The organism is Flavobacterium sp. GSA192, from assembly GCF_006386525.1.
In the GTDB taxonomy this organism is placed as follows: Bacteria; Bacteroidota; Bacteroidia; order Flavobacteriales; family Flavobacteriaceae; genus Flavobacterium; species Flavobacterium commune.
In genome coordinates this window covers 158,399-179,807 of the sequence record NZ_VAHC01000006.1, presented here as the reverse complement: position 1 = coordinate 179,807, position 21,409 = coordinate 158,399, and the positions used below count along the sequence as shown (strand labels likewise).

The following is a 21,409-nucleotide window of genomic DNA, read 5'->3' as shown; positions in this document are numbered from 1 at the left end:
TGAAATTAATAGTAAAAAAAATGAAAAGAATCAAAATGACTAAAAAGTTTATTACAGCCATAACTCTTATAACAGGGGTTTTGTCTTTTGCGCAGCTAAAAGAAAGTAATCCGGCTAAAGAATCCTTTGAGAGTGAATCTTCGATAATCAATTTCAAAAAAAATAAGTCGAGTAGTTTATCAATTAGTAATAAACACCATCAATTTGGGAAATCATCATTACAATGGGAATGGTCAGGAGTGAGTTTTTTTAAAACTTCTAATTTTGGAATATTGAGTAAAAAGGATAGCCCTTTGAAATATGGAGATCATTTTCCTGCGAGCCCAACTTTGGTAATGTCTTTGTATAATGAAAAATCTCAGGATGAAATCATTAAAATTTCTTATGAAAAAGAAGGTAAAGAAGAAGTTTGGTTTTCTATCAAATTAAATTTTACTGGATGGCGTACTATTTGGGTTCCTTTTTATGAGATGAATGGTAATCCGCCCAAAAAAGGAGATGCTATAGCTTATGATACTTTTAAAGTAAGTTGTAGTTCTATTAGGAGCAAAGGGAAATTGTTTTTTGATGATATTGTGTTTTCTCAATATCAAGATGATCGTCACTCTTATCCAGATGTGATGGTACCTTTTATTAAAAAAGATATAGAAGAAGGAAAAGATCATTGGATGCCTTTGATTCGAGATATGAAACGCATTCAGGAAATGCTTGTAAAACCAGTTTCAAATCTACAAAAAGAAGAAATACGGATTATTAAACAACGTATTGATGATACTTTTGATAAAAGTACTGAAAAGAGTGATAATTTATTAAAAGCGAAAAAAGAATATGCTAAATTAAATCTGGTGAAAAATGAGACTGTTTTAGGAGCTCCTTTGACATTTAAAATTGAACAGGTTTACTTTGATAGAGAAGATGTAAATCAGAAAAATTTTTCAGAAATTCAAGATTTTGGTAAAGTTTTAAAGAAAATAGCTAGTTATTACCTTCAAAGCACTGATGAAAATAAGGCTCAAATAGAAGAAATGTTTATTACTGCATCCCAATATTTTTTAGATCAAGGTTGGCAGGAAGGAGCGTCAGGAGGTACCAGACATCATATAGGGTATAATGTTCGAGAGCTTACAGATGCTTTTTATATGATGAAAGAACCATTAAAGAATGCAGGTTTACTAAATGAGGTGGGGAATAGTCTACAATGGATTTTTAATTTGGGTAAGATTTTGGGACCAGAAGAAGAATTTGAAGCTAATATTGATTATTTTAATACTCAATCTTTTTATCATTTGATGCTAATTTTTATGTCGGATAATGTTGAAAAACAAACAGCATTATTAGAGGCTTATTCTAATTATATATCAAAAACTCTGGCTCAGGACAACGAAATAGGTGTGTTTAAGATAGATGGTACTTCATGGCATCACAATGGGCATTATCCAGCTTATGGATTAGGAGCTTTTACTAGTATACCTCCTGTGATTTTTACACTTTCCGGAACTCAATTTAGAATTAACGAGGCCGGGCACAAAAACTTTAAGAAAGCATTAATGACAACAAGGTTGTACAGTCAATTGTTGGATTTTGGTTTTGGAAATGCAGGGCGCCATCCGTTAAAAGACTATTCTATTAAGTCCTTGAAAAATTCATTTTTGTTAATGGCTCGTTCAGGAAATCCTGAAGGTACTTCCAAAATAGATAATGAAGTGGCAGCTGCTTATTTAAGATTGTGGGGCGAAAGCGATAAATTAAATACTACTTTATTTGCAGATATAGATAATGTTGGAAAGGATACTTTGCCGGGGTATCATGTACTCACTTATGCAGCAACTGCTATTCATAGGAGAAATGATTGGGCCGCATTTATCAAAGGATACAGTAAATATGTTTGGGCCTCAGAGATATATGTTGATGCCAATAGATATGGAAGATATCCTGCAAATGGGAGTATTCAGATAAATAATATTGGAGGAGATGAAGCGAGTGGTTTTAAGCAAGAAGGTTGGGATTGGAATCGTTATCCGGGAACAACAGTTGTAAATCTTCCGTTTAAAGAATTAGAGCCTAATACACCATTGTTAATGTTTAGGTCTGAGGAGACTTTTGCAGGAGCAGTAATTTTAGATAATAATGGTGTTTTTGGAATGAAATTAAATGAATCAAAAGGTTCTAATGCAGATGGACCAGAAAAAAATATAGGATTTCCAGGAAAACTTAAGGCTAATAAATCTGTTTTTTCTTTTGGAGATAAATTAATTTGTATTGGAACAGGAATTTCAAGCGTTGACACTGTAAATCCAATACAAACAAACTTATTTCAAAATTTCCTGAGTAGTACTTCGATGCCTATTTATTTATCTGAAAAGAAAGACATTTCGACGTTTCCTTATCAATCGAAGATAGAAGTAGTTGGTAATTCCCGAAAATGGTTAATTGATGCTTATCAAAATGGATACTATATTTTATCCCCCAATACAATTGAAATTAGAAGACAAACTCAAGAATCTTATATTAATAGTTATTCTATAAGAACAAAAGAGATTAATTCAATAAACAAAGGAATTAGCGTTACTAGAGGCAATTTTACTTCTTCATGGATTGAACACGGTAAAGCTCCTAAAGACGCCTCTTATCAGTATGTTATTTATCCCGGTCTTCAAAAGGAAGATATTAATTCTTTTGAAAATAAAATTGAAAAAGATAAATCCTATCAGATTTTGAGAGCTGATAACACGGCTCATATTGTAAGAGATAATGAGAGTTCAACAACAGGCTTCGTAATATTTGATTCGAGTAAAGAGTTGGATAATTCTATTTTGAAAGGTGTTTCAGTCCCTTCGCTTTTGATGATTAAAAACAAAGGAGAAAATGTTACCATAAGTGCGGTTCAGCCAGATCTTAATTTTTCTGAAGTAAAAGATAAGACAATTAGTGGCTATAGCTTGCCTGTTGAATTGAGTATTACTTTAAAAGGGCAATGGAAACTTGCAGCTAATTCAGTAGTCAAATCTATTGTGATTACGGGTAACAATACACTAATAACTATAGAGTGTAGACATGGATTTTCTAATAAAATTAATTTGACCAAATAAATTTATTATGATTACTAAATTTAAAATATTATTTTTTGTAATGTTTGTTGGAGCTTTTATTGGAGTTAATGCCCAAAAAAAAGAAAAACCGAACATTATATTAATAATGACGGATCAACATCAGGCAGAAGCATTGAGTGTTGCAGGTAATGCAGATGTAAAAACTCCTAATTTAGACAGGTTAGCAAGAAGTGGTATGCGATTTGAAAAAACGTATGTAACTTTTCCTTTGTGTACTCCGTCAAGGTCAAGCATTTTTACAGGTAAAATGCCTCATAATTTAGGCGTAAATTCGAATGAAGTTGGAGATAATATTATAAAATTATCTGAAAAAGAATTGATGCTTGCTAAAGCACTACAGCTTGCAGGTTATGATTGTGCATACGGAGGAAAGTGGCACGCACATGAATCAAGTATGGTTGCCGGTAATGGTTTTGATATGATAGCTCCTATGGGAGACATTGGTTTAGCTGAAAAAAGTATTGATTATTTAAAAGCAAAAAAAGAATCAAAAAAGCCATTTTTTTTGACGGTGTCTTTTGATAATCCTCATAATATATGCGAATGGGCAAGAAATGAGCCATTACCTTATGGAAATATTTTGAGTGTACCATTACATGAGACACCACAGTTACCTAAAAATTATCAGCAAGGGAACTCATTTCCAGAAGTTCTTAAAATGGAACAAGATGCTAACAAAAAAGTTTATCCAACTGCTAATTATACAGAAGAAGACTGGCGTCAATATAGATATACTTATTATAAATTGATTGAAAAAGTAGATTTGGAAATTGGAAAAATTCTAGATGCTATTTATAAACTTAATCTTAGAGAAAATACTTTAATACTATTTACAAGTGACCACGGTGATGGTAATGCTTCACACAGATGGAATCAAAAAACGGCACTTATTGAAGAGTCTGTTAAAGTGCCTTTTATCGCTAGTTATAAAGGAAAAATTAAAACCAATCAAGTCAATACTACTTTGATTTCGAATGGACTTGACTTGTATCCTACCATTTGTGAATATGCTGGTGTTGAAGTACCAAGACAATTAAGCGGAAAAAGTTTAAAAACGGTTTTTGAAATATCAAATAGTACTTTAGATAGAGATTTTATTGTTGTTGAGACTAAATTTGAAGGTAAGAATGCTTTTGGTTCAAGTGGTAGAGCGGTTGTTGGGAAACGTTTTAAATATGTTTTATACAGTTGGGGTAAAAATAGAGAACAGTTATTTGATCTTGAAAATGACCCTTTAGAAATGAATAATTTAACTGATTCTAAATCCCATTCAAAAATTTTAGATCAATACCGAGAGTATTTATTAGATTGGTGTAAATCTACAGGTGACGCCTCTTTTCTAAAAAAAGTAATCTTACCAAGTAACAGTAAATTGTCTTCTAGTGCTCTTTTTGACAAGCCATATTAATAATAACTTTAAATAAATTTTAAAAATGATAAAATCAATTATTACTGGCTGTTTAACTTTAATAACTTTTAGTTTTTATTCCCAAGAGTCTCAAAATAAACAGATTTCAGCCAAACCCAATGTGATTTTTATTTACGCAGATGATCTTGGATATGGTGATTTAAGCTGCTATGGAGCAACTAAGCTTAAAACTCCAAATTTGGATAAACTGGCTAATCAAGGGGTACGTTTTACCAATGCTCATTGTACTTCGGCAACATGTACTCCTTCCAGATACGCATTGCTTACGGGGCAATATCCATGGAGAAAATCAGGAACGGGGATTTTACCGGGAGATGCAGCTTTAATTATTCCAACAAATAAAATGACTTTGCCAAAATTATTTCAGCAGGCAGGTTATAGAACAGCCAATGTAGGTAAATGGCATTTAGGTTTAGGAGATCAGGTAGCTAAAAATTGGAATGGAGAAATAAAGCCAGGCCCAAATGAAGTTGGTTTTGATTATTCCTTTATTTTCCCTGCAACGGCTGATAGGGTACCATCCGTTTTTATGGAAAATCACAAGGTTGTTGCCTTAGATACTAATGATCCAATTCAAGTAGATTACAGTAGTAAAGTAGGTAATGATCCTACGGGGAAAGAGCATCCTGAATTATTAAAAATGAAATCTTCTCCAGGACAAGGACATGACAATACAATTGTTAATGGTATTGGACGTATCGGTTACATGAGTGGTGGTAATAAAGCAAGATGGGTTGATGAGGAAATTTCTACAACTTTTTTAGAAAAAGCAAAAGAATTTATAGAGGAGAATCATAAGAAAACATTCTTTCTGTATTTTGCTCTTACTGAACCTCATGTTCCGCGTATGCCTGCCACGATGTTTAAGGGAAAAAGTGGTCTGGGTTATCGTGGAGATGCAATTTTGCAGTTAGATTGGACGGTAGGTCAAATCATGAAACAGCTAGAAACATTGGGAATTAACCAAAATACGATGGTTATTTTTACAAGTGATAATGGTGCAGTTTTGGATGATGGCTATCAAGATGAAGCAGTAAGTCAACTAAATGGACATACCCCAAATGGAATTTTAAGAGGTGGAAAGTATAGTGTTCTGGAAGCGGGAACAAGAGTGCCATTTATTTTAAGTTGGCCGGATGTTGTAAAACCAAAAGTATCTTCTGGAATGGTTTGTCAAATGGATTTATTAGCATCTTTTTCTAATTTATTGGAACAACCTATTCTAAAAGAAGATGCGCCAGACAGTGAAAATACATTAGAAACTTTTCTTGGTAAATCAGAAAAAGGAAGAACTATTTTAATAGAACAAGGAGGAAACACATTAGGTAAAGGTGGAACTCTTGCTATAGTAAAAGACAATTGGAAATTTATCCCTGCTAATGATGGAATTTCTTATGATCAATTAGTGGGTATTGAAACAGGTAATGCGAATGAACCCCAATTGTATGATTTAAACGAAGATTTAGGTGAAAAAAATAATTTAGCTAAAAAATTTCCAAATAAAGTTAATGAGTTAGCCAAGTTGTTAAAAGAAAAGACTCAGATAAAAGAGTAAATTAGAAAATAATTTTAAAAAAAATTGCATTCATTTTCCAATTCGAAATTGGCTTATGAATGCAATTTTTTATTTATTAAATTAATTCTTTTTTAGTTTTTAAGATTTTACATTGTTGGTTTTCTTTAAGTTAATTTCAGCAACTTTTTAGTTCTTATTTCCACAATAAAATTTAAAAATAATAATTCTAACTAAATGACTTTTTTATAGTTAATAATATGGTTTTTTTAAGCTAATAAAAAAAATAAAAATTAAAACAAGGGTCATTTTATTACATTTTAGTTAATTTTTTGTGCTCGAGCACATTTTTTCATGCTTTATCTTGTTTATATAATAACGTTTGCATAATATTGTAGTATAAACTAACATATTAACCATATAAATAGAGGCTTATGAAAAATTACCAATTGAAATTCCCAATATTTAATATTGCTTTAAAGCAGTTTTTAATGGGCGTTTTTTGTATGATTGCTCCAGCATTTATACATGCACAAAACAGAATAATATCAGGTTCAGTAAATGATAATCTAAATGAACCTCTTCCTGGGGTTACAGTTTCTGTAAAAGGGACTAAAGTAGCTACTTTAACAGATGGAAATGGTCAATTTAAAATAACCGCTGCATCAAAAGATCAATTGATTTTTACTTACATCGGTTTTGAAACCAGTACTCTTGCTGTTCAAGATAAAACAACTGTAGCTGTTACTTTAAAATCGACAACCAGTGCTTTGGAGGAAGTTGTTGTAATTGGATATGGAACAGTTAAAAAGAAAGATTTGACAGGGGCAGTTTCTAGCGTAGCTATGAGTGATTTAAATAAAGCGCCTGTTCGCTCTTTTGATGAGGCATTGGCTGGTAGAGTAGCGGGAGTTCAGGTCACATCTTCAGATGGTAGACCTGGAGCAGGTATTAATATAGTAATTAGAGGGAATAACTCAGTTACACAGGCTAATAGTCCGTTATATGTTGTGGATGGTTTTTTGATTGAAGATCCTGATAATAATGTTGTGAATCCAAGTGATATTGAATCGATTGATATTTTGAAAGACGCATCGGCTACTGCTATTTATGGTGCTAGAGGAGCTAATGGGGTTGTTGTGATTACTACAAAACAAGGTAAGGCTGGCAAAGCGGTATTTAGTTTCTCAAGTTCAGTAGGGGTTCAAAATAATATAAGTAAAATGGAATTGATGAGTCCTTATGAATTTGTGAAATATCAACTAGAGCTTAATCCTGCTGAAACGTCAATACCGCGTTCACCGACAGAGATTTATCTTTCTGATGGAAAAACCCTAGATTATTATAAAACGCAGAAAGGTATCGATTGGCAAGACTTGACTACTCGAACTGCTTTGTTTAAAAATAATGATTTTTCTGTAAGAGGTGGGACTAAAAAATTAAAATACGCATTTTCTGGTTCGACAAGTGATCAAGATGGTATTTTATTGAATTCCAATTATAAAAGATATCAAGGTCGTGCAGTTTTGGATTATAAAATTACCGATAAATTGAAAATAGGAATTAATACTAATTATAGCCATTTAGAACAATCAGGAATTAATCCAGCCATGTCAACAGGAAGTGCTACTACAAATATTATGGTTTCGGTATGGGGATACAGACCAATTGCAACTGATTCTTCAGTACTTGATTTACTTCAGGATCCGGATGTTAATTCAGCAAATGATTATAGAGTGAATCCACTTTTAAATTTACAAAATTTGTATCGTTTGAACACTACTAAAAATATTAATGCTAATGGATATTTAGAATATTTGTTTACAAAAGACCTTAAACTCAGAACTTCGTTTGGAATTATTGAAAATAGGTTAAGACAAGATCAATTTAATAATTCAAAGACTCAATATGGATTTCCAGGAAATACAAATGGAGTAAACGGAAGAATTTTACACAGTAATTCTAGCAATTGGTTAAATGAGAATACATTAACCTGGGATAAAAAAGTTTCTAAAAAATCAAAAATTAATGTTTTAGGAGGATTTACAATCCAAAAACGAGATTCATGGTCTTATGGTCGTTCGGCTACTCAATTACCAAATGAAGATTTGGGATTAGCAGGATTAGATCAAGGAGTAGCCCAACGTGTAGATTCTTTGGCATCAGTTTGGACAATGTCATCTTTCTTAGGTAGGATTAACTATAATTATGATTCTAAATATCTCTTAACAGCATCGTTCAGAGCAGATGGTTCATCAAAGTTTCCTTCTAAAAACCATTGGGGTTACTTTCCTTCAGCTGCTGCTTCTTGGAGATTTGATAAAGAAAAATTTCTTAAAAATAATAAAACTTTATCTGAGGGTAAATTAAGAGTAAGTTATGGTGTGACAGGAAATAATAGAGTAGGAGACTTTGATTACCTTTCGACTTATTTTAACCCAATAGGGAATAGTTACGTTTTTAATAATGAATATGTACCCGGAGTTGTTGCTACAAATCTTGGAAATTCTGATTTAAAATGGGAATCAACTGAGCAAGTTGATGCAGGTATTGATTTAGGTTTTTTCAATCAACGAATTACTTTGACTGCTGACATATATAGGAAGATAACAAAAGATTTATTATTAAATACTCAACTCCCTCCTTCTTCTGGATTTGGTTCAGCAATAAAAAATATTGGAAGTGTTGAAAATAAAGGATTGGAGTTAACTTTAACTACTAAAAATATTAATACAAAAGATTTTACATGGACTACTAGTGCTAATATAGCTTTTAATAAAAATAAGTTAATTGCTTTAGGTGAGGATCAAGAATCTCTTGAGAGTACTGTAAATTGGGATAATCAATGGAATACTACAAGTGCTTACATAGCTAAAATAGGACAACCTTTGGGTTTGATGTATGGTTATGAGTCATTGGGAACTTACAAATATGAAGATTTTAATTTAGATACAACTACAGGTATTTATACATTAAAGCCAGATGTTACAACTAACGGTAATACAAGAGCTAATATTAAACCAGGAGATATAAAATACAAAGATCAAAATGGTGATTTAGTAGTTAATTCTAATGATTATACTGTAATTGGGAAAGGATTACCTGTTCATACAGGTGGATTTTCTAATAACTTTACTTATAAAGGTTTTGATTTGAATATCTTTTTTCAGTGGTCTTATGGAAATGACATTTTGAATGCTAATCGTGTTTTATTTGAAGGGAATACAAAAAACCAAGGTTATTTAAATCAATTTGCCAGCTATGAAAATAGATGGACACCAGAGAATTCAGATTCAGATATTTTTCGTACCAGAGGTTACTTTGGTGGAGGTTACTCATCTAATTTTGTAGAAGATGGTTCTTATTTAAGATTAAAAACAGTTTCTTTAGGTTATAATTTTGATGCTAGTTTTCTTAAAAAATTACGTTTAAAATCATTAAGATTTTATGTGTCAGGACAAAATCTAATTACTTGGACTGATTATTCCGGTCCAGATCCGGAGGTAAATACCTATAGTTCAGCATTAACACCAGGATTCGATTTCTCATCCTATCCTCGTGCACGAACTATAGTTTTTGGTACAAATATTTCATTTTAATAACATTAATTCTTTTCAGATGAAAAATATATATATAGGATTATTACTGGTCTCAATTTTCACTAGTTCATGCGAGGATTTTTTAAATACCGAACCAAAGAATAAAATTGCTTTAGAACAATATTATACAGATGAAGAAGGATTAACACAGGCTCTAGCTGGAGTGTATGATCCTTTAGGTTCAGATAAATTGTATGGAAATGCAATGTATACAACTTTAGAGGCTTGTACTGATGAAGGTTATTATGCTCGTTCTGCTCAAGTAACAGGTACACAGGTGTATAATTTTGATCCTACTGCAGCTGATGTGGCTGGATTATGGAGTGAACTCTACAATGGAATAAATAGGGCTAATGATTTAATCGCAAATATAAATGTTCCTAAGATGGATGAAAATAAACGTGAGGTTATTTTAGGCGAAGCTTTATTTTTGAGAGGCTATTATTACTTTATGCTAGTAACTAGATTTGGAGAAGTACCTTTAAAAACTACACCTACAACTAGTCCTAATGGGGTTCAAATTGCTAAATCTTCAATTGCTGAAGTGTATGCTCAAATATTAAAAGATATGACAGAAGCTGAAGCAAAAGTTGGAACTGTTACCTCTTATGGATACTCTAGTCGAATTTCTAAAACAGCAGTACAGGGCATTCTTGCTAGGGTTTGTTTGCAAATGGCTGGCTATCCTTTAATGGATAGTTCAAAGTATGCAGATGCTTTAGCTTGGTCTAAAAAAGTAATAGATTCAGGAGAACATTCTTTGAATGTTAGTTTTGATACTAATCCTGCTTTAGCACCTTTTAACCCAACTATAACAGCTAATACCTCTAATAATGGATACCGTCAAATATTTATCAACCAAGCACAGGATATCTATGATGTAAAAGAATGTATTTGGGAAATTGATTTCAAAGGAAATCGTACTGACTCCTATACTGAAACTGGTCGTGTGGGAAACACCAATGGAATTACTATGACTGGAGTTAATTTTGAATCAACAATAGGATATAGTTATGGTTTTATTAAAGGTACAGGTCGATTATTTAATAAATATGGCACTGGCGATTTACGTCGTGATTGGGTCTTAACAACTTATACTTTTAATAATAATACTGGAGCCAAAACTGCTATTGCAAAAACAATGGCTTATGGTAGAGATTGTGGAAAATGGAGAAGAGAGTATGAAATTCTAACACCTAAAAATAAAAATCATACTCCTATTAATTTTCCTGTTTTGAGATATGCAGATGTTCTTTTAATGTATGCAGAAGCTGAAAATCAAGTAAATGGGCCAACTGAAGAAGCTGTTGAAGCAGTTAATAAAGTACGTCGTAGAGGATATGGACAAACTAATTTGACACTAGCTTATCCAACATCTGATGTAGCAACAGCAACGGCAGCAGCGTCTAAAAGTGCTTTTCAACTATTTATTGAAGATGAACGTATGCGTGAATTGTGTTTTGAGGGTACACGTCGTTCTGATTTAATTCGTTGGAATAAATTTGTTAGCACAATGAATGCTGTAGGTGCTGAAATGAGTGCAGCCCCAACTCCAGCAAACCAACAGTATGGAGGTTTAGGAGGGAGAAATGTTACTGCAAGAAACGTATTATTCCCTATCCCTTCAGTAGAAATATTGTCAAATAAAGCATTAACACAAAGTGAGCCTTGGTTAAATTAATAAATTATCAAATTGCCATGATTCATTGTATATAATGAATCATGGTGATATTATATTTCTTTAAAAAAAATAATAAATAACAACTTATGAAAATACTTAAATATCTTTTATTACTGCTATCTTTTTATAGCTTGTCAGTTTCTGCACAAAAAGCTAATAAGAAAGAAAAGACAGTAATGAAAAAAATGATTCAGGATAATTTTGTATTTGCAGCAAAGCAATATAAATATTTGGAGAAAGCGACTCCTTTGGATTCAATGCCAAGAACATTTAGTAATAACAAGCATATTAATTCTGATGTGTACTGGTGGTGTAGTGGTTTCTATCCGGGAACGCTTCTATATATTTATGAATATACTAAAAAACCATGGGTATTTGAAGATGCTAAAAAAAGATTAGCGATTTTAGATACAGTAAAGTATTTCACTAAAAACCATGATTTAGGTTTTATGATGTTTTGCAGTTATGGGAATGCGTTTCGATTAACTAAAAATGAAGAGTATAAAAAAGTAATTCTGGAATCGGCTAAATCATTGGCAACAAGATACCGTCCTAATGCCAAAGTGATCCAATCTTGGGAAATTACCGATGGAGGCTTGAGACAAAAAGGATTTGTAGGTCCGGTTATTATTGATAATATGATGAATATTGAAATGCTGGAATGGGCAAGCCAAAATAGTACTGATAAAAGTTTTGCCGATATAGCAAGAAATCATGCTAATACCACAATTAAAAATCATTTTAGACCTGATTATAGTAGCTACCATGTACTAGATTATGATTTAAATACTGGAGAAGTTCGTAAAAAAGTTACCGCTCAAGGGTATTCAGATTCTAGTTCATGGAGTAGAGGTCAAGGTTGGGCACTTTACGGTTATACTATGATGTACCGTTTTACAAAAGATCCTGTTTACTTAAATCAGGCACAAGGAATTGCAAAATTTATATTGAACCATCCTAATTTACCCGCCGATAAAATTCCGTATTGGGATTTTGATGACCCTAAAATCCCTGATGCGCTAAGAGATGTATCAGCGGCATCCGTGTTTGCCTCAGCCTTGCTGGAATTAGGACAATATACTTCAGGAAAAGAAAAACAAAATTATGTTGATGTTGCTAAAATTATTTTAAAGTCATTATCTAGTCCTAAATATCGAGCACAATTAGGTTCTAATGGTGGTTTTCTTTTGAAGCATAGTGTAGGATCAATTCCTCATAAAAGTGAAATTGATGTACCTCTTACTTATGCCGATTATTATTTCCTAGAAGCATTATTACGTTACAAAGATTGGTATTTGTAGAAAAGAATATTCATTAATGAATTAAATAAAATCTATTAAAATGTATAATTGTAATAAAAGCCCTATTCAAAATATATTAATTGTCTGTCTGAATTTATTAGCTTTAACAGCTGTTTTTGCTCAAGATAAATCTAAAATATTTGAAGATTATAAGAAAGATAGAAATCTTTTACCTGATTTCTCTTATGTAGGTTATCATCAGGGAGAAAAAGAAATTCCCAATGTTACTAATTATAAGATTTTTGATGTCACCACTTTTGGAGCAAAGCCTAATGATGATATTTCAGATAAAATTGCCATACAAAAAGCAATAGATGCGGCTAATAAAAATGGTTCTGGAATTGTTTTTTTCCCTAAAGGAAGATTTTTAGTGAATGAAGAAAGTGATGCAACAAATTCTATTATATCAAAGAAAGGCAATATCATTTTTAGAGGAAGTGGTTCTGGTTTGAATGGTACTGAATTGTATATGAAAAATACACTTCCGCCAGCAGATCCATCAAAAATGTGGACCGTTCCACCATTATTTCTTTTTACTAGCGGAGGTGCTGATAAAAAAATAGGATTTATTACTAAAGCAGCAGCAGTTGGAGATTGTACTATTGAGTTAAATACGATTGAAGGTTTAGAGTCAGGAGATTGGATTGTTTTAAAATTATTAGATAATAATAAAGATTTAATTGTAGCGGAATTGAAGACTCAACAAGTTGAACCAACATGGAGTTATCTGGTTAATAAAGGAATTGATGTTAAGGTTTATTATCAAATCAAAAGTATTAAAAACAATAAGCTCATTCTTAAAGCACCTGTTTCGTATACTATTGATCCAAAATACAAATGGGAAGTTTCTAAATTTGCTAATAGTGAAGAGATTGGTATAGAGGATGTTGCATTTGTGGGCAATTGGAAAGAAAAATTTGTTCATCATCGTTCATGGCAAGATGATAGTGGCTATACGATGTTGCGAATCAATAGAACAACAAATTCATGGATGAAAAATTGTCGTTTTACCGATTGTAGTGTTGCAGCAATAGTTTTACAAAGTGCTAATATTTCTGTATTAAATTGTAAAATTGACGGCAACAGTGGTCATGAAGCCATTACTTCTAATGGTTCTACCAATGTATTAATTGCGAATTGTGTTGATGAAGCATCCCAATGGCATTCCTTTGGTTCATCACATGGATCAATGAATACTGTAATTTTAAATTGTACTTATCCTTCGACAACTTGTTTTGAATCTCACGCAAGCCAGCCAAGAAATACATTATTAGATGGTGTTGAAGGCGGTTTGATGAAAAATAGAGGAGGAGGTGCATTAGAAAATATGCCTAATCATATGCAAGGTTTAGTTCTATGGAATTATAAACAAACTAATGAACCGGTAAAAGATTTTGAGTTTTGGCCATCATCTAAAGTATATGAATATTGGAAAATTCCTAAACCTGTTATTGTTGGATTTATCAGTAAGGGAACAACTTTTAGAATGGATCAATTAGGACAATCAGAATCAATAGGAAAAGCTGTAGAGCCTGCTTCTTTGTATTTAGCTCAATTAAAATTAAGATTGGATAAGTTACCAAAATGGATTAAGGAACTTGAATAAAAAAAAACTAATTATGAAATATATAAGATACAGTATTTGTACAAAGTTTTTCCTTTTACTCTCAATAGTTTTTGGAATTTCTTGTGATGCTCAAAATAATGTTAAATATAAAAAAGCACCAAATTTACTTATTATTCTTGCTGATCAGTGGAGAGCTCAAGCAGTAGGTTTTGAAGGGAGAGAGCCAGTTATGACTCCTTATTTAGATCAATACGTTAAGGAAAGTTTAGTGTTGGAACAGATGGTCAGTAATTATCCTGTTTGTTCGCCAGCCAGGGCTATGCTCATGACTGGTCAATATCCTATTAAAAATAAGGTTTACAGTAATGTAAATTCTGCATCTGCTCCTTTTGGAATTGAATTGCAGGAGAATGCTATATGTTGGTCTGATATTTTAAAAGAAAATGGATATTCTAATGGATATATTGGAAAATGGCATTTGGATTCACCATATAAACCTTATGTGCCAACATCTAATAATGTAGGGCCAGTGGCATGGAACGAATGGACTTCACCTGATAAAAGACACGGTTTTGATTATTGGTATGCTTATGGAACTTATGATGAGCATGATAGACCAATGTATTGGGATACAAATGATAAAAGGGATGAATTTAAATATGTAAATGAATGGGGACCAATACATGAAGCTGATAAAGCATTGGCATATATGAAAAATGAAGAGGGGAAAATTAGAAATTCGGATGCGCCATTTTCTTTAGTAGTATCTATGAATCCACCCCATTCAGAATACCAAAGAGTTCCTGAAAAATATTATCAGCTTTATAAAGATGTTCCATTAGAAGACCTTATTAAAGATCCCAATATTCCTGCTGCAGGGACAAAAATGGGAGATACTTATCGAAAAGATATTCGTTATTATTATGCAAATATTACGGGAGTTGATGAACAAATTGGACGTATTTTGAATGGTCTTAAAGATATGAAATTAGACGACAATACTATCGTAGTGATTATGGCTGACCATGGTAATTGTTTAGGTAAACATTCGGAAATATCAAAAAATAACATCTTTGAGGAATCATTAAGAATACCATTCATAGTTCGTTGGAAAGACCATATTGTTCCAAGAAAAGACAGTACTTTTTTAGGAAGTTTGCCTGATATTTATCCAACACTATTAGAACTTATGGGGTTGAAAAATAAAATACCTAAAAATTTAGATGGTAAAAGTTATGCTCAATATTATCTGAACGGTAAAGGGAAAAAGCCAACCGAGCAATATATTTTAGGTGCTATTATTAGTGACAATGTTGATATGAATACTGGTTTTAGGGGAATCCGAACTAAAGATTATAAACTTTCGTTTGTAAAGAAAAAAAAGAAAGGGGAATATGTATTATATGATTTAAAAGCAGATCCTTTTGAATTGACTAATATTTATAAACCAGATTTACCAATTGTAAAAAAATTACAGCCCGTTTTAAAGCAATGGCTTGAAAAAACTAAAGATGGCTTTATTTTAGAATAATTAAGTATTTAATAAAAAAAATGACAATGAATTTATTTGATTTAACAGGGAAAACAGCACTAATTACAGGAGGAGTTCACGGTTTAGGAATGGCTATGGCAAAAGGATTAGGATATGCCGGAGCAAAAATTGTAGTAAACGATCTTTCGCAAGAAAACATAGACAAAGCTATCGCAGAATACAAATCGGAAGGAATAGAAGCTTATGGATATGTATTTGATGTAACTGATGAAGAAGCCGTAATTGCTGCAATTAATAAAATCGAAGCTGAAATAGCTCCAATTGATATTTTAATTAATAATGCGGGAATTATTAAAAGAACACCAATTATCGAAATGGAGGTTAAGGATTTCGCTGCGGTAATAAATGTAGATTTAATAAGTCCCTTTATTGTTTCAAAAAATGTTGCCAAAGGTATGATTCAACGCGGTGGAGGAAAAATCATTAACATTTGTTCAATGATGAGCGAATTAGGAAGAGACTCTGTAAGTGCTTATGCTGCTGCAAAAGGTGGTTTGAAAATGTTAACTAAAAATATGGCAACTGAATGGGCCAAATTTAATATTCAAACTAATGGTATTGGTCCAGGTTATTTTGCAACCAGCCAAACAGCTCCAATCAGAGTTGATGGACATCCATTTAATGAATTTATCATCAGTAGAACTCCTGCTAATAGATGGGGAGATCCAGAAGATTTACAGGGTGCGGCAATATTCTTAAGTTCAAAAGCGAGTGATTTTGTAAATGGGCACATCCTTTATGTAGATGGAGGAATTCTTGCTACCATTGGAAAACCTTCTAATGAATAATAAATATTTTAAGCTATTTCCACTAGTACTGTTTCAAAAGCAGTATTAGTGGAAATAAATATCAGAACAAAATCTAAAACACTATCATGAAATACATTAAGAGTGCTTGCTTATTATTTCTTTTTTTTCCATTACTACTTTTGTCCCAAACAAAAAGAATTATTGAAATACAGAATACTTCGAATTTAGAAAGAAATGAAGTTGTTGTGGCAATCAAATGGGAAACCATCTTATCTCATTATCCTCAAATAGATACGTTAAATTTTGTTGTGATTAATACTGAGACTAAAAAGCAGATTCCCTATCAATTGGAACACAAAGGACTTCCGGGAATTCAAAATTTACTGGTGCAAGTGAGCGTGAAAGCCAAAAAAACAATTCGTCTTTCTATACAAAAAGGAAAACCAATGGTACTGCAAACCAAAACCTTTGCCCGATATGTTCCTGAGAGACTTGATGATTTTGCTTGGGAAAATGATCGTATTGCTTTTAGAGCTTATGGTAAAGCACTCGAAGGCACAAGAGATGATGCTTATGGTTTAGATGTTTGGGTAAAACGGACGGATAAAATGGTTATAAATGAACGCTACAAAGTAGGAGAGTATCATGTTGATCATGGGAATGGATTAGATTATTACAAAGTTGGTTTTACTTTAGGAGCAGGAGGTATGGCTCCATATATTAAGGATACAGTGCGTTATTCCGGAAATTACCATCGATGGAAATTACTGGATAATGGTCCTTTACGTTCTACTTTTCAATTGGAGTACGATACTTGGGATGCAGTTGGTATCAAAGTTAGATGTACTCGAATAATTTCATTAGATGCAGGTTTACAACTGAATCGAATAGAAAATAGTTACACTTATGTGGATAGTAAAGTATTACCAGTTGCAGTTGGTATAAGTAAAAGACCTGAAAGTGGAGTACTTTTGTTAAATGAGCAACAAGGAATTATAGGGTATTGGGAACCTACTCATGGTAATGATGGTACGACTGGGGTTGGTGCTGTTTTAACTACTGCAGTCAAGAATATGTTGGTAGGAAATAATCAATTATTAGCTCTAACCGAGGCAAAAAATAGTGAGCCAATAGTTTATTATGCAGGAGCTGTTTGGGATAAGGCAGGGAAAATTACAAATTCAGTCCAATGGTTTGAGTATCTAGATTATTTCTCTCAAGGATTAAAGAGTCCATTGTTAGTAAATTTAAAATGAAATTCAATTATAGTTTATGAAATCTAATGCTGTCATTTTTGGATTATTATCTTGTTTCTTTTTTGCTTGTAAAAATAAGCAGTATGATAAAAAAGTTATTAATGAAACAATGAGTTGTGAAACTTCTTTGCCAGCTCGTTTTTCTGTTAGAAAAACTTCAGAAACAGTTAATAAATCAAAAATAGTTTCTTACGAAGGGATGGTCAAGATTTCCGGAGGTGATTTTCTGATGGGGGCTTCGGATAAAGAAGGAAGATCCGATGAGTATCCTCAACACAGGGTTGTTGTTAAAAGTTTTTGGATCGATGCTACCGAAGTAACTAATGCTCAATTTGAGAAATTTGTCAAGGCAACAGGCTATATCACAACTGCTGAAATAAAACCCAATTGGGAAGAAATAAAAAAACAATTACCACCTAATACTCCTAAACCTGATGAAAGTTTATTAGTTGCGGCATCATTGGTTTTTACGCCTACTACTACTGCAGTTAATTTAAATGATGCATCCCAATGGTGGACATGGACTAAAGGGGCTAGCTGGAAACATCCGCACGGACCTGAAAGTACTATTAATGGAAAAGAAAATTATCCTGTAGTACACATTTCATGGGACGATGCAAATGCATATGCAAAATGGGCTGGCAAAAGATTACCTACCGAAGCTGAATGGGAGTTTGCAGCTCGAGGAGGATTGATTGATAAAAAATATTTTTGGGGAAATGAAGAGCCCGAAAAAGCGAAACCCAAGGCAAATATTTGGCAGGGAAAATTTCCCTATTTGAATACTGCTGTTGATAAATTTACAGTAGCAGCTCCTGTAAAATCATTTTCGCCTAATGGTTATGGTTTGTATGATATGGCAGGAAATGTTTGGGAATGGTGTAGTGATTGGTACACGCCTGAGTATTATAAAGAATTAACACAATCTGTCTCAGAAAATCCCAAAGGACCTTCAAAGAGTCATGACCCAATGGAGCCAACTATTCCCAAAAAAGTGGTTAGAGGAGGATCGTTTCTTTGTAATGCTTCTTACTGCAAAGGATACCGCGTTACGGCAAGAATGAAGTCATCACCCGATACTGGTTTGCAACACACTGGTTTTAGATGTGTGGCAGATGTCAAGTAATAGTATTGAGAAAAGAATCTTCGGTTTAACGGTCTAAAAGCGTTGTCTAAGCTTTTAGTAAGGAGTAACTCTTGTAATAAATTTACAAGAATTTTAATATATTAACGTGAGTTCGACATAATCACGCAATAAATACGTAAAAATAATTGTACAAAAAAGCAAAAGTTAGTATATTTAAAGTGCTTAATTTCAAATAAATACTAAACTTTTGCTTATGCTTTCGCTAGATAAAATTACTACTATTTTTTGCTCTATTGATGATTTTTGTAAAGATTTTGTGCCAAACTGGGAAAGTCAACTTCTTTCAAACGGAAAAAAACGAATAAGAAAATCTAATTTATCACTTTCTGAAATTATAACAATTCAAGTTCTTTTTCATATTTCTGGTTATAGAAATTTCAAAACTTTTTATCTGGATTATGTTTCTCAATTTTTAACAAATGAGTTCCCAAATTTGGTTAGTTACAATCGAATGGTAGAACTCAAATCTACATCTTTTATACCGATGATGATTTATTTAAAAACTAAAGGTCTAGCAGACTGTACAGGTATCAGTTTTGTAGATTCCACACCATTAAGAGTTTGTGATAAAAGGAGGATTCATCAAAATAAAACTTTTAAAGGCTTTGCTCAAAGAGGTCAATGTTCCTTGGGCTGGTTTTATGGATTCAAGCTTCATATTATAACTAACGATTGTGGAGGAATCATTGATTTCATGCTTACTCCAGCCAATATTCACGATACTTCTCCGCTGAAAATGAAAGGGTTCATCAAGAAACTTTTTGGTAAACTTTTTGGTGACAAAGGATATCTTTCTAAAGAACTTTTTCAGGATTTATTTTCAAACGGAATACATCTTGTTACCAAATTAAGAAAGAATATGAAAACCAAACTTGTTACTCCGATACAAGATGCTTTTTACTTAAGAAAAAGAGCTATAATTGAAACTATATTTGATCAATTAAAAAACATTTTTCAAGTAGAACATTCAAGAAATCGTTCACAAACTAACTACTTCAACAATATTTTTTCAGCTCTCATTGCATACAACTTTGCAGACAAAAAACCGTCCTTGAAAAATAATTTTGTAGACACGAAACAATTGATACTTTTTCAATAAGCTTATATCGAACTCACGTTATATTAAATTGACAAATAATTATGAATTCTAAATTATTTCAAAACATTTTTATTGGCTGTTTTATCACAATTTTTAATTGGTCGTATGCGCAGCAAAAGCCTAATATAGTTTTCATCCTTTCCGATGATGCTGGTTACGCTGATTTTAGTTTTCAATCTTCGCGACTAATACCTACTCCAAATATTGATCTTGTTGCGAAGGAAGGTGTGAAATTTACTAATGGGTATGTTACTGGTGCTGTTTGTAGTCCGTCGAGAGCAGGTTTGCTTACAGGAGTGTATCAGGCAAAATTTGGTCACACTACAAACTTTATTCAAGGGGTAAAATATAACCTTCCACTCGATAGTCTCGGTTTACCAACAAAACAAAAATTAATTGGTGATTATCTAAAACCTTTGGGATATACTACAGGTATTGTTGGTAAATGGCATTTGGGATTGTCTGCTCCTTTTCATCCCAATAAAAGAGGTTTTGATTATTTCTGGGGATTTCTCTGGGGTAGCAGTGCTTATGATGTAACCAAAAAACGGTTTATTGAAGAAAACGGAAAACAACTGGATGCTTCAACCATTCCATATACGACAGATGCAATTGGAGATAAATCGGTAGAGTTCATTAAAGCGAATAAGGATAAACCCTTTTATCTTTATGTGTCATTCAATGCACCGCATACACCTATGCAAGCTAAACCGGAATTGTTGGAGAGGTTTACTAAAGAATTAAACAATCGTAACCGCGCATTAAATGCCGCTCTCACTTACAATATGGATGAAAACGTGGGTAAAATATATAGAGCACTTGAACAATTGAATTTATTAGAAAATACTATTATTGTTTTTACGAATGATAACGGTGGACAGGTAGAACATAGTTTTGCTGATAATTATCCATTACGTGGAATAAAAAGTGATGTGTATGAAGGAGGTATTCGGGTGCCAATGGCTATGAGTTGGAAGGGTAAAATAAAACCAGGTACTGTATTCGAAACACCAGTCACTACACTTGATTTTTTACCTACCTTTTTAACTGCCGCAGGAGCCAAATTGAAAGATAGTGTTTACGCTAGGCTTGAAGGTAGGAATCTCATAAGAATGATTAACTCACCTACGGATAAGGATTATAATCGTTCTCTTTTCTGGTATGTAAATACCAATAGAGGATGTATGCGAAAAGGAGATTTTAAAATGGTTTTTCTTCCAAATCAGCAGCCTCAATTGTATAATTTGAAAAATGATATTTCTGAAACAAAAGATTTACTTGGAACTGAAAAAATAATTTCTGATGCCATGACCAAAGAATACATGAGTTGGAAAAAACAGTTACCTCCGTTCAAATGGTATCCAATTGGAAAAATAGATAAACAGGAAGAGTAATTCATAAATTTC

The 21,409-nt window shown here is 32.6% G+C and carries 13 protein-coding genes; all 13 read left to right on the top strand.

Annotated features, from left to right (window positions below; all coding sequences use genetic code 11):
- Positions 1-20: 20 nt before the first annotated feature.
- The 13 genes from FDM27_RS13420 (at position 21) to FDM27_RS13360 (ending at position 21,397) form a co-directional block, all read left to right on the top strand.
- Complete coding sequence (locus tag FDM27_RS13420; RefSeq protein WP_140487208.1) at positions 21-3,089, top strand: chondroitinase family polysaccharide lyase; 3,069 nt, start codon at positions 21-23, stop codon at positions 3,087-3,089.
- Positions 3,090-3,096: 7 nt separating this feature from the next.
- Entirely contained in the window at positions 3,097-4,518 is a 1,422-nt protein-coding gene (locus FDM27_RS13415) for a sulfatase (RefSeq protein ID WP_140487206.1), read from the top strand.
- A gap of 25 nt (positions 4,519-4,543) precedes the next feature.
- On the top strand, positions 4,544-6,094 hold the full coding sequence (locus FDM27_RS13410) for a sulfatase family protein (RefSeq protein WP_140487203.1): 1,551 nt from the start codon (positions 4,544-4,546) through the stop codon (positions 6,092-6,094).
- Positions 6,095-6,486: 392 nt separating this feature from the next.
- Positions 6,487-9,651, top strand: a complete 3,165-nt coding sequence (locus tag FDM27_RS13405; protein ID WP_083382017.1) for a SusC/RagA family TonB-linked outer membrane protein — start codon at positions 6,487-6,489, stop codon at positions 9,649-9,651.
- Between the two features lie 19 nt (positions 9,652-9,670).
- The gene (locus tag FDM27_RS13400; protein ID WP_071183235.1) at positions 9,671-11,332 is read left to right on the top strand and encodes a RagB/SusD family nutrient uptake outer membrane protein; all 1,662 of its coding nucleotides are present in this window, start codon (positions 9,671-9,673) and stop codon (positions 11,330-11,332) included.
- A gap of 86 nt (positions 11,333-11,418) precedes the next feature.
- Positions 11,419-12,633, top strand: coding sequence for a glycoside hydrolase family 88 protein (locus FDM27_RS13395; protein ID WP_071183234.1), 1,215 nt, complete (start codon positions 11,419-11,421; stop codon positions 12,631-12,633).
- A 40-nt stretch (positions 12,634-12,673) separates the two neighbouring features.
- The gene (locus FDM27_RS13390; protein ID WP_140487201.1) at positions 12,674-14,239 is read left to right on the top strand and encodes a DUF4955 domain-containing protein; all 1,566 of its coding nucleotides are present in this window, start codon (positions 12,674-12,676) and stop codon (positions 14,237-14,239) included.
- Between the two features lie 13 nt (positions 14,240-14,252).
- Positions 14,253-15,731, top strand: a complete 1,479-nt coding sequence (locus FDM27_RS13385; RefSeq protein WP_140487198.1) for a sulfatase — start codon at positions 14,253-14,255, stop codon at positions 15,729-15,731.
- 20 nt (positions 15,732-15,751) lie between these two features.
- Positions 15,752-16,540: a gluconate 5-dehydrogenase gene (locus tag FDM27_RS13380; protein ID WP_140487196.1), complete on the top strand. Its 789-nt coding sequence runs from the start codon at positions 15,752-15,754 to the stop codon at positions 16,538-16,540.
- An 86-nt stretch (positions 16,541-16,626) separates the two neighbouring features.
- Positions 16,627-17,757, top strand: a complete 1,131-nt coding sequence (locus FDM27_RS13375; protein WP_140487194.1) for a DUF4861 family protein — start codon at positions 16,627-16,629, stop codon at positions 17,755-17,757.
- A 16-nt stretch (positions 17,758-17,773) separates the two neighbouring features.
- Positions 17,774-18,883: a formylglycine-generating enzyme family protein gene (locus tag FDM27_RS13370; protein WP_140487192.1), complete on the top strand. Its 1,110-nt coding sequence runs from the start codon at positions 17,774-17,776 to the stop codon at positions 18,881-18,883.
- Positions 18,884-19,097: 214 nt separating this feature from the next.
- Positions 19,098-20,003: an IS982 family transposase gene (locus tag FDM27_RS13365; protein WP_140487190.1), complete on the top strand. Its 906-nt coding sequence runs from the start codon at positions 19,098-19,100 to the stop codon at positions 20,001-20,003.
- 41 nt (positions 20,004-20,044) lie between these two features.
- Positions 20,045-21,397 carry a sulfatase-like hydrolase/transferase gene (locus tag FDM27_RS13360; protein ID WP_140487188.1) on the top strand — a complete coding sequence of 451 codons (1,353 nt, stop codon included), beginning with the start codon at positions 20,045-20,047 and terminating at the stop codon, positions 21,395-21,397.
- Positions 21,398-21,409: the final 12 nt, after the last annotated feature.

Coding starts and splice junctions, on each gene's coding strand:
- FDM27_RS13420 (WP_140487208.1), top strand. CDS start 21: ATGAAAAGAATCAAAATGACTAAAAAGTTTATTACAGCCATAACTCTT.
- FDM27_RS13415 (WP_140487206.1), top strand. CDS start 3,097: ATGATTACTAAATTTAAAATATTATTTTTTGTAATGTTTGTTGGAGCT.
- FDM27_RS13410 (WP_140487203.1), top strand. CDS start 4,544: ATGATAAAATCAATTATTACTGGCTGTTTAACTTTAATAACTTTTAGT.
- FDM27_RS13405 (WP_083382017.1), top strand. CDS start 6,487: ATGAAAAATTACCAATTGAAATTCCCAATATTTAATATTGCTTTAAAG.
- FDM27_RS13400 (WP_071183235.1), top strand. CDS start 9,671: ATGAAAAATATATATATAGGATTATTACTGGTCTCAATTTTCACTAGT.
- FDM27_RS13395 (WP_071183234.1), top strand. CDS start 11,419: ATGAAAATACTTAAATATCTTTTATTACTGCTATCTTTTTATAGCTTG.
- FDM27_RS13390 (WP_140487201.1), top strand. CDS start 12,674: ATGTATAATTGTAATAAAAGCCCTATTCAAAATATATTAATTGTCTGT.
- FDM27_RS13385 (WP_140487198.1), top strand. CDS start 14,253: ATGAAATATATAAGATACAGTATTTGTACAAAGTTTTTCCTTTTACTC.
- FDM27_RS13380 (WP_140487196.1), top strand. CDS start 15,752: ATGACAATGAATTTATTTGATTTAACAGGGAAAACAGCACTAATTACA.
- FDM27_RS13375 (WP_140487194.1), top strand. CDS start 16,627: ATGAAATACATTAAGAGTGCTTGCTTATTATTTCTTTTTTTTCCATTA.
- FDM27_RS13370 (WP_140487192.1), top strand. CDS start 17,774: ATGAAATCTAATGCTGTCATTTTTGGATTATTATCTTGTTTCTTTTTT.
- FDM27_RS13365 (WP_140487190.1), top strand. CDS start 19,098: ATGCTTTCGCTAGATAAAATTACTACTATTTTTTGCTCTATTGATGAT.
- FDM27_RS13360 (WP_140487188.1), top strand. CDS start 20,045: ATGAATTCTAAATTATTTCAAAACATTTTTATTGGCTGTTTTATCACA.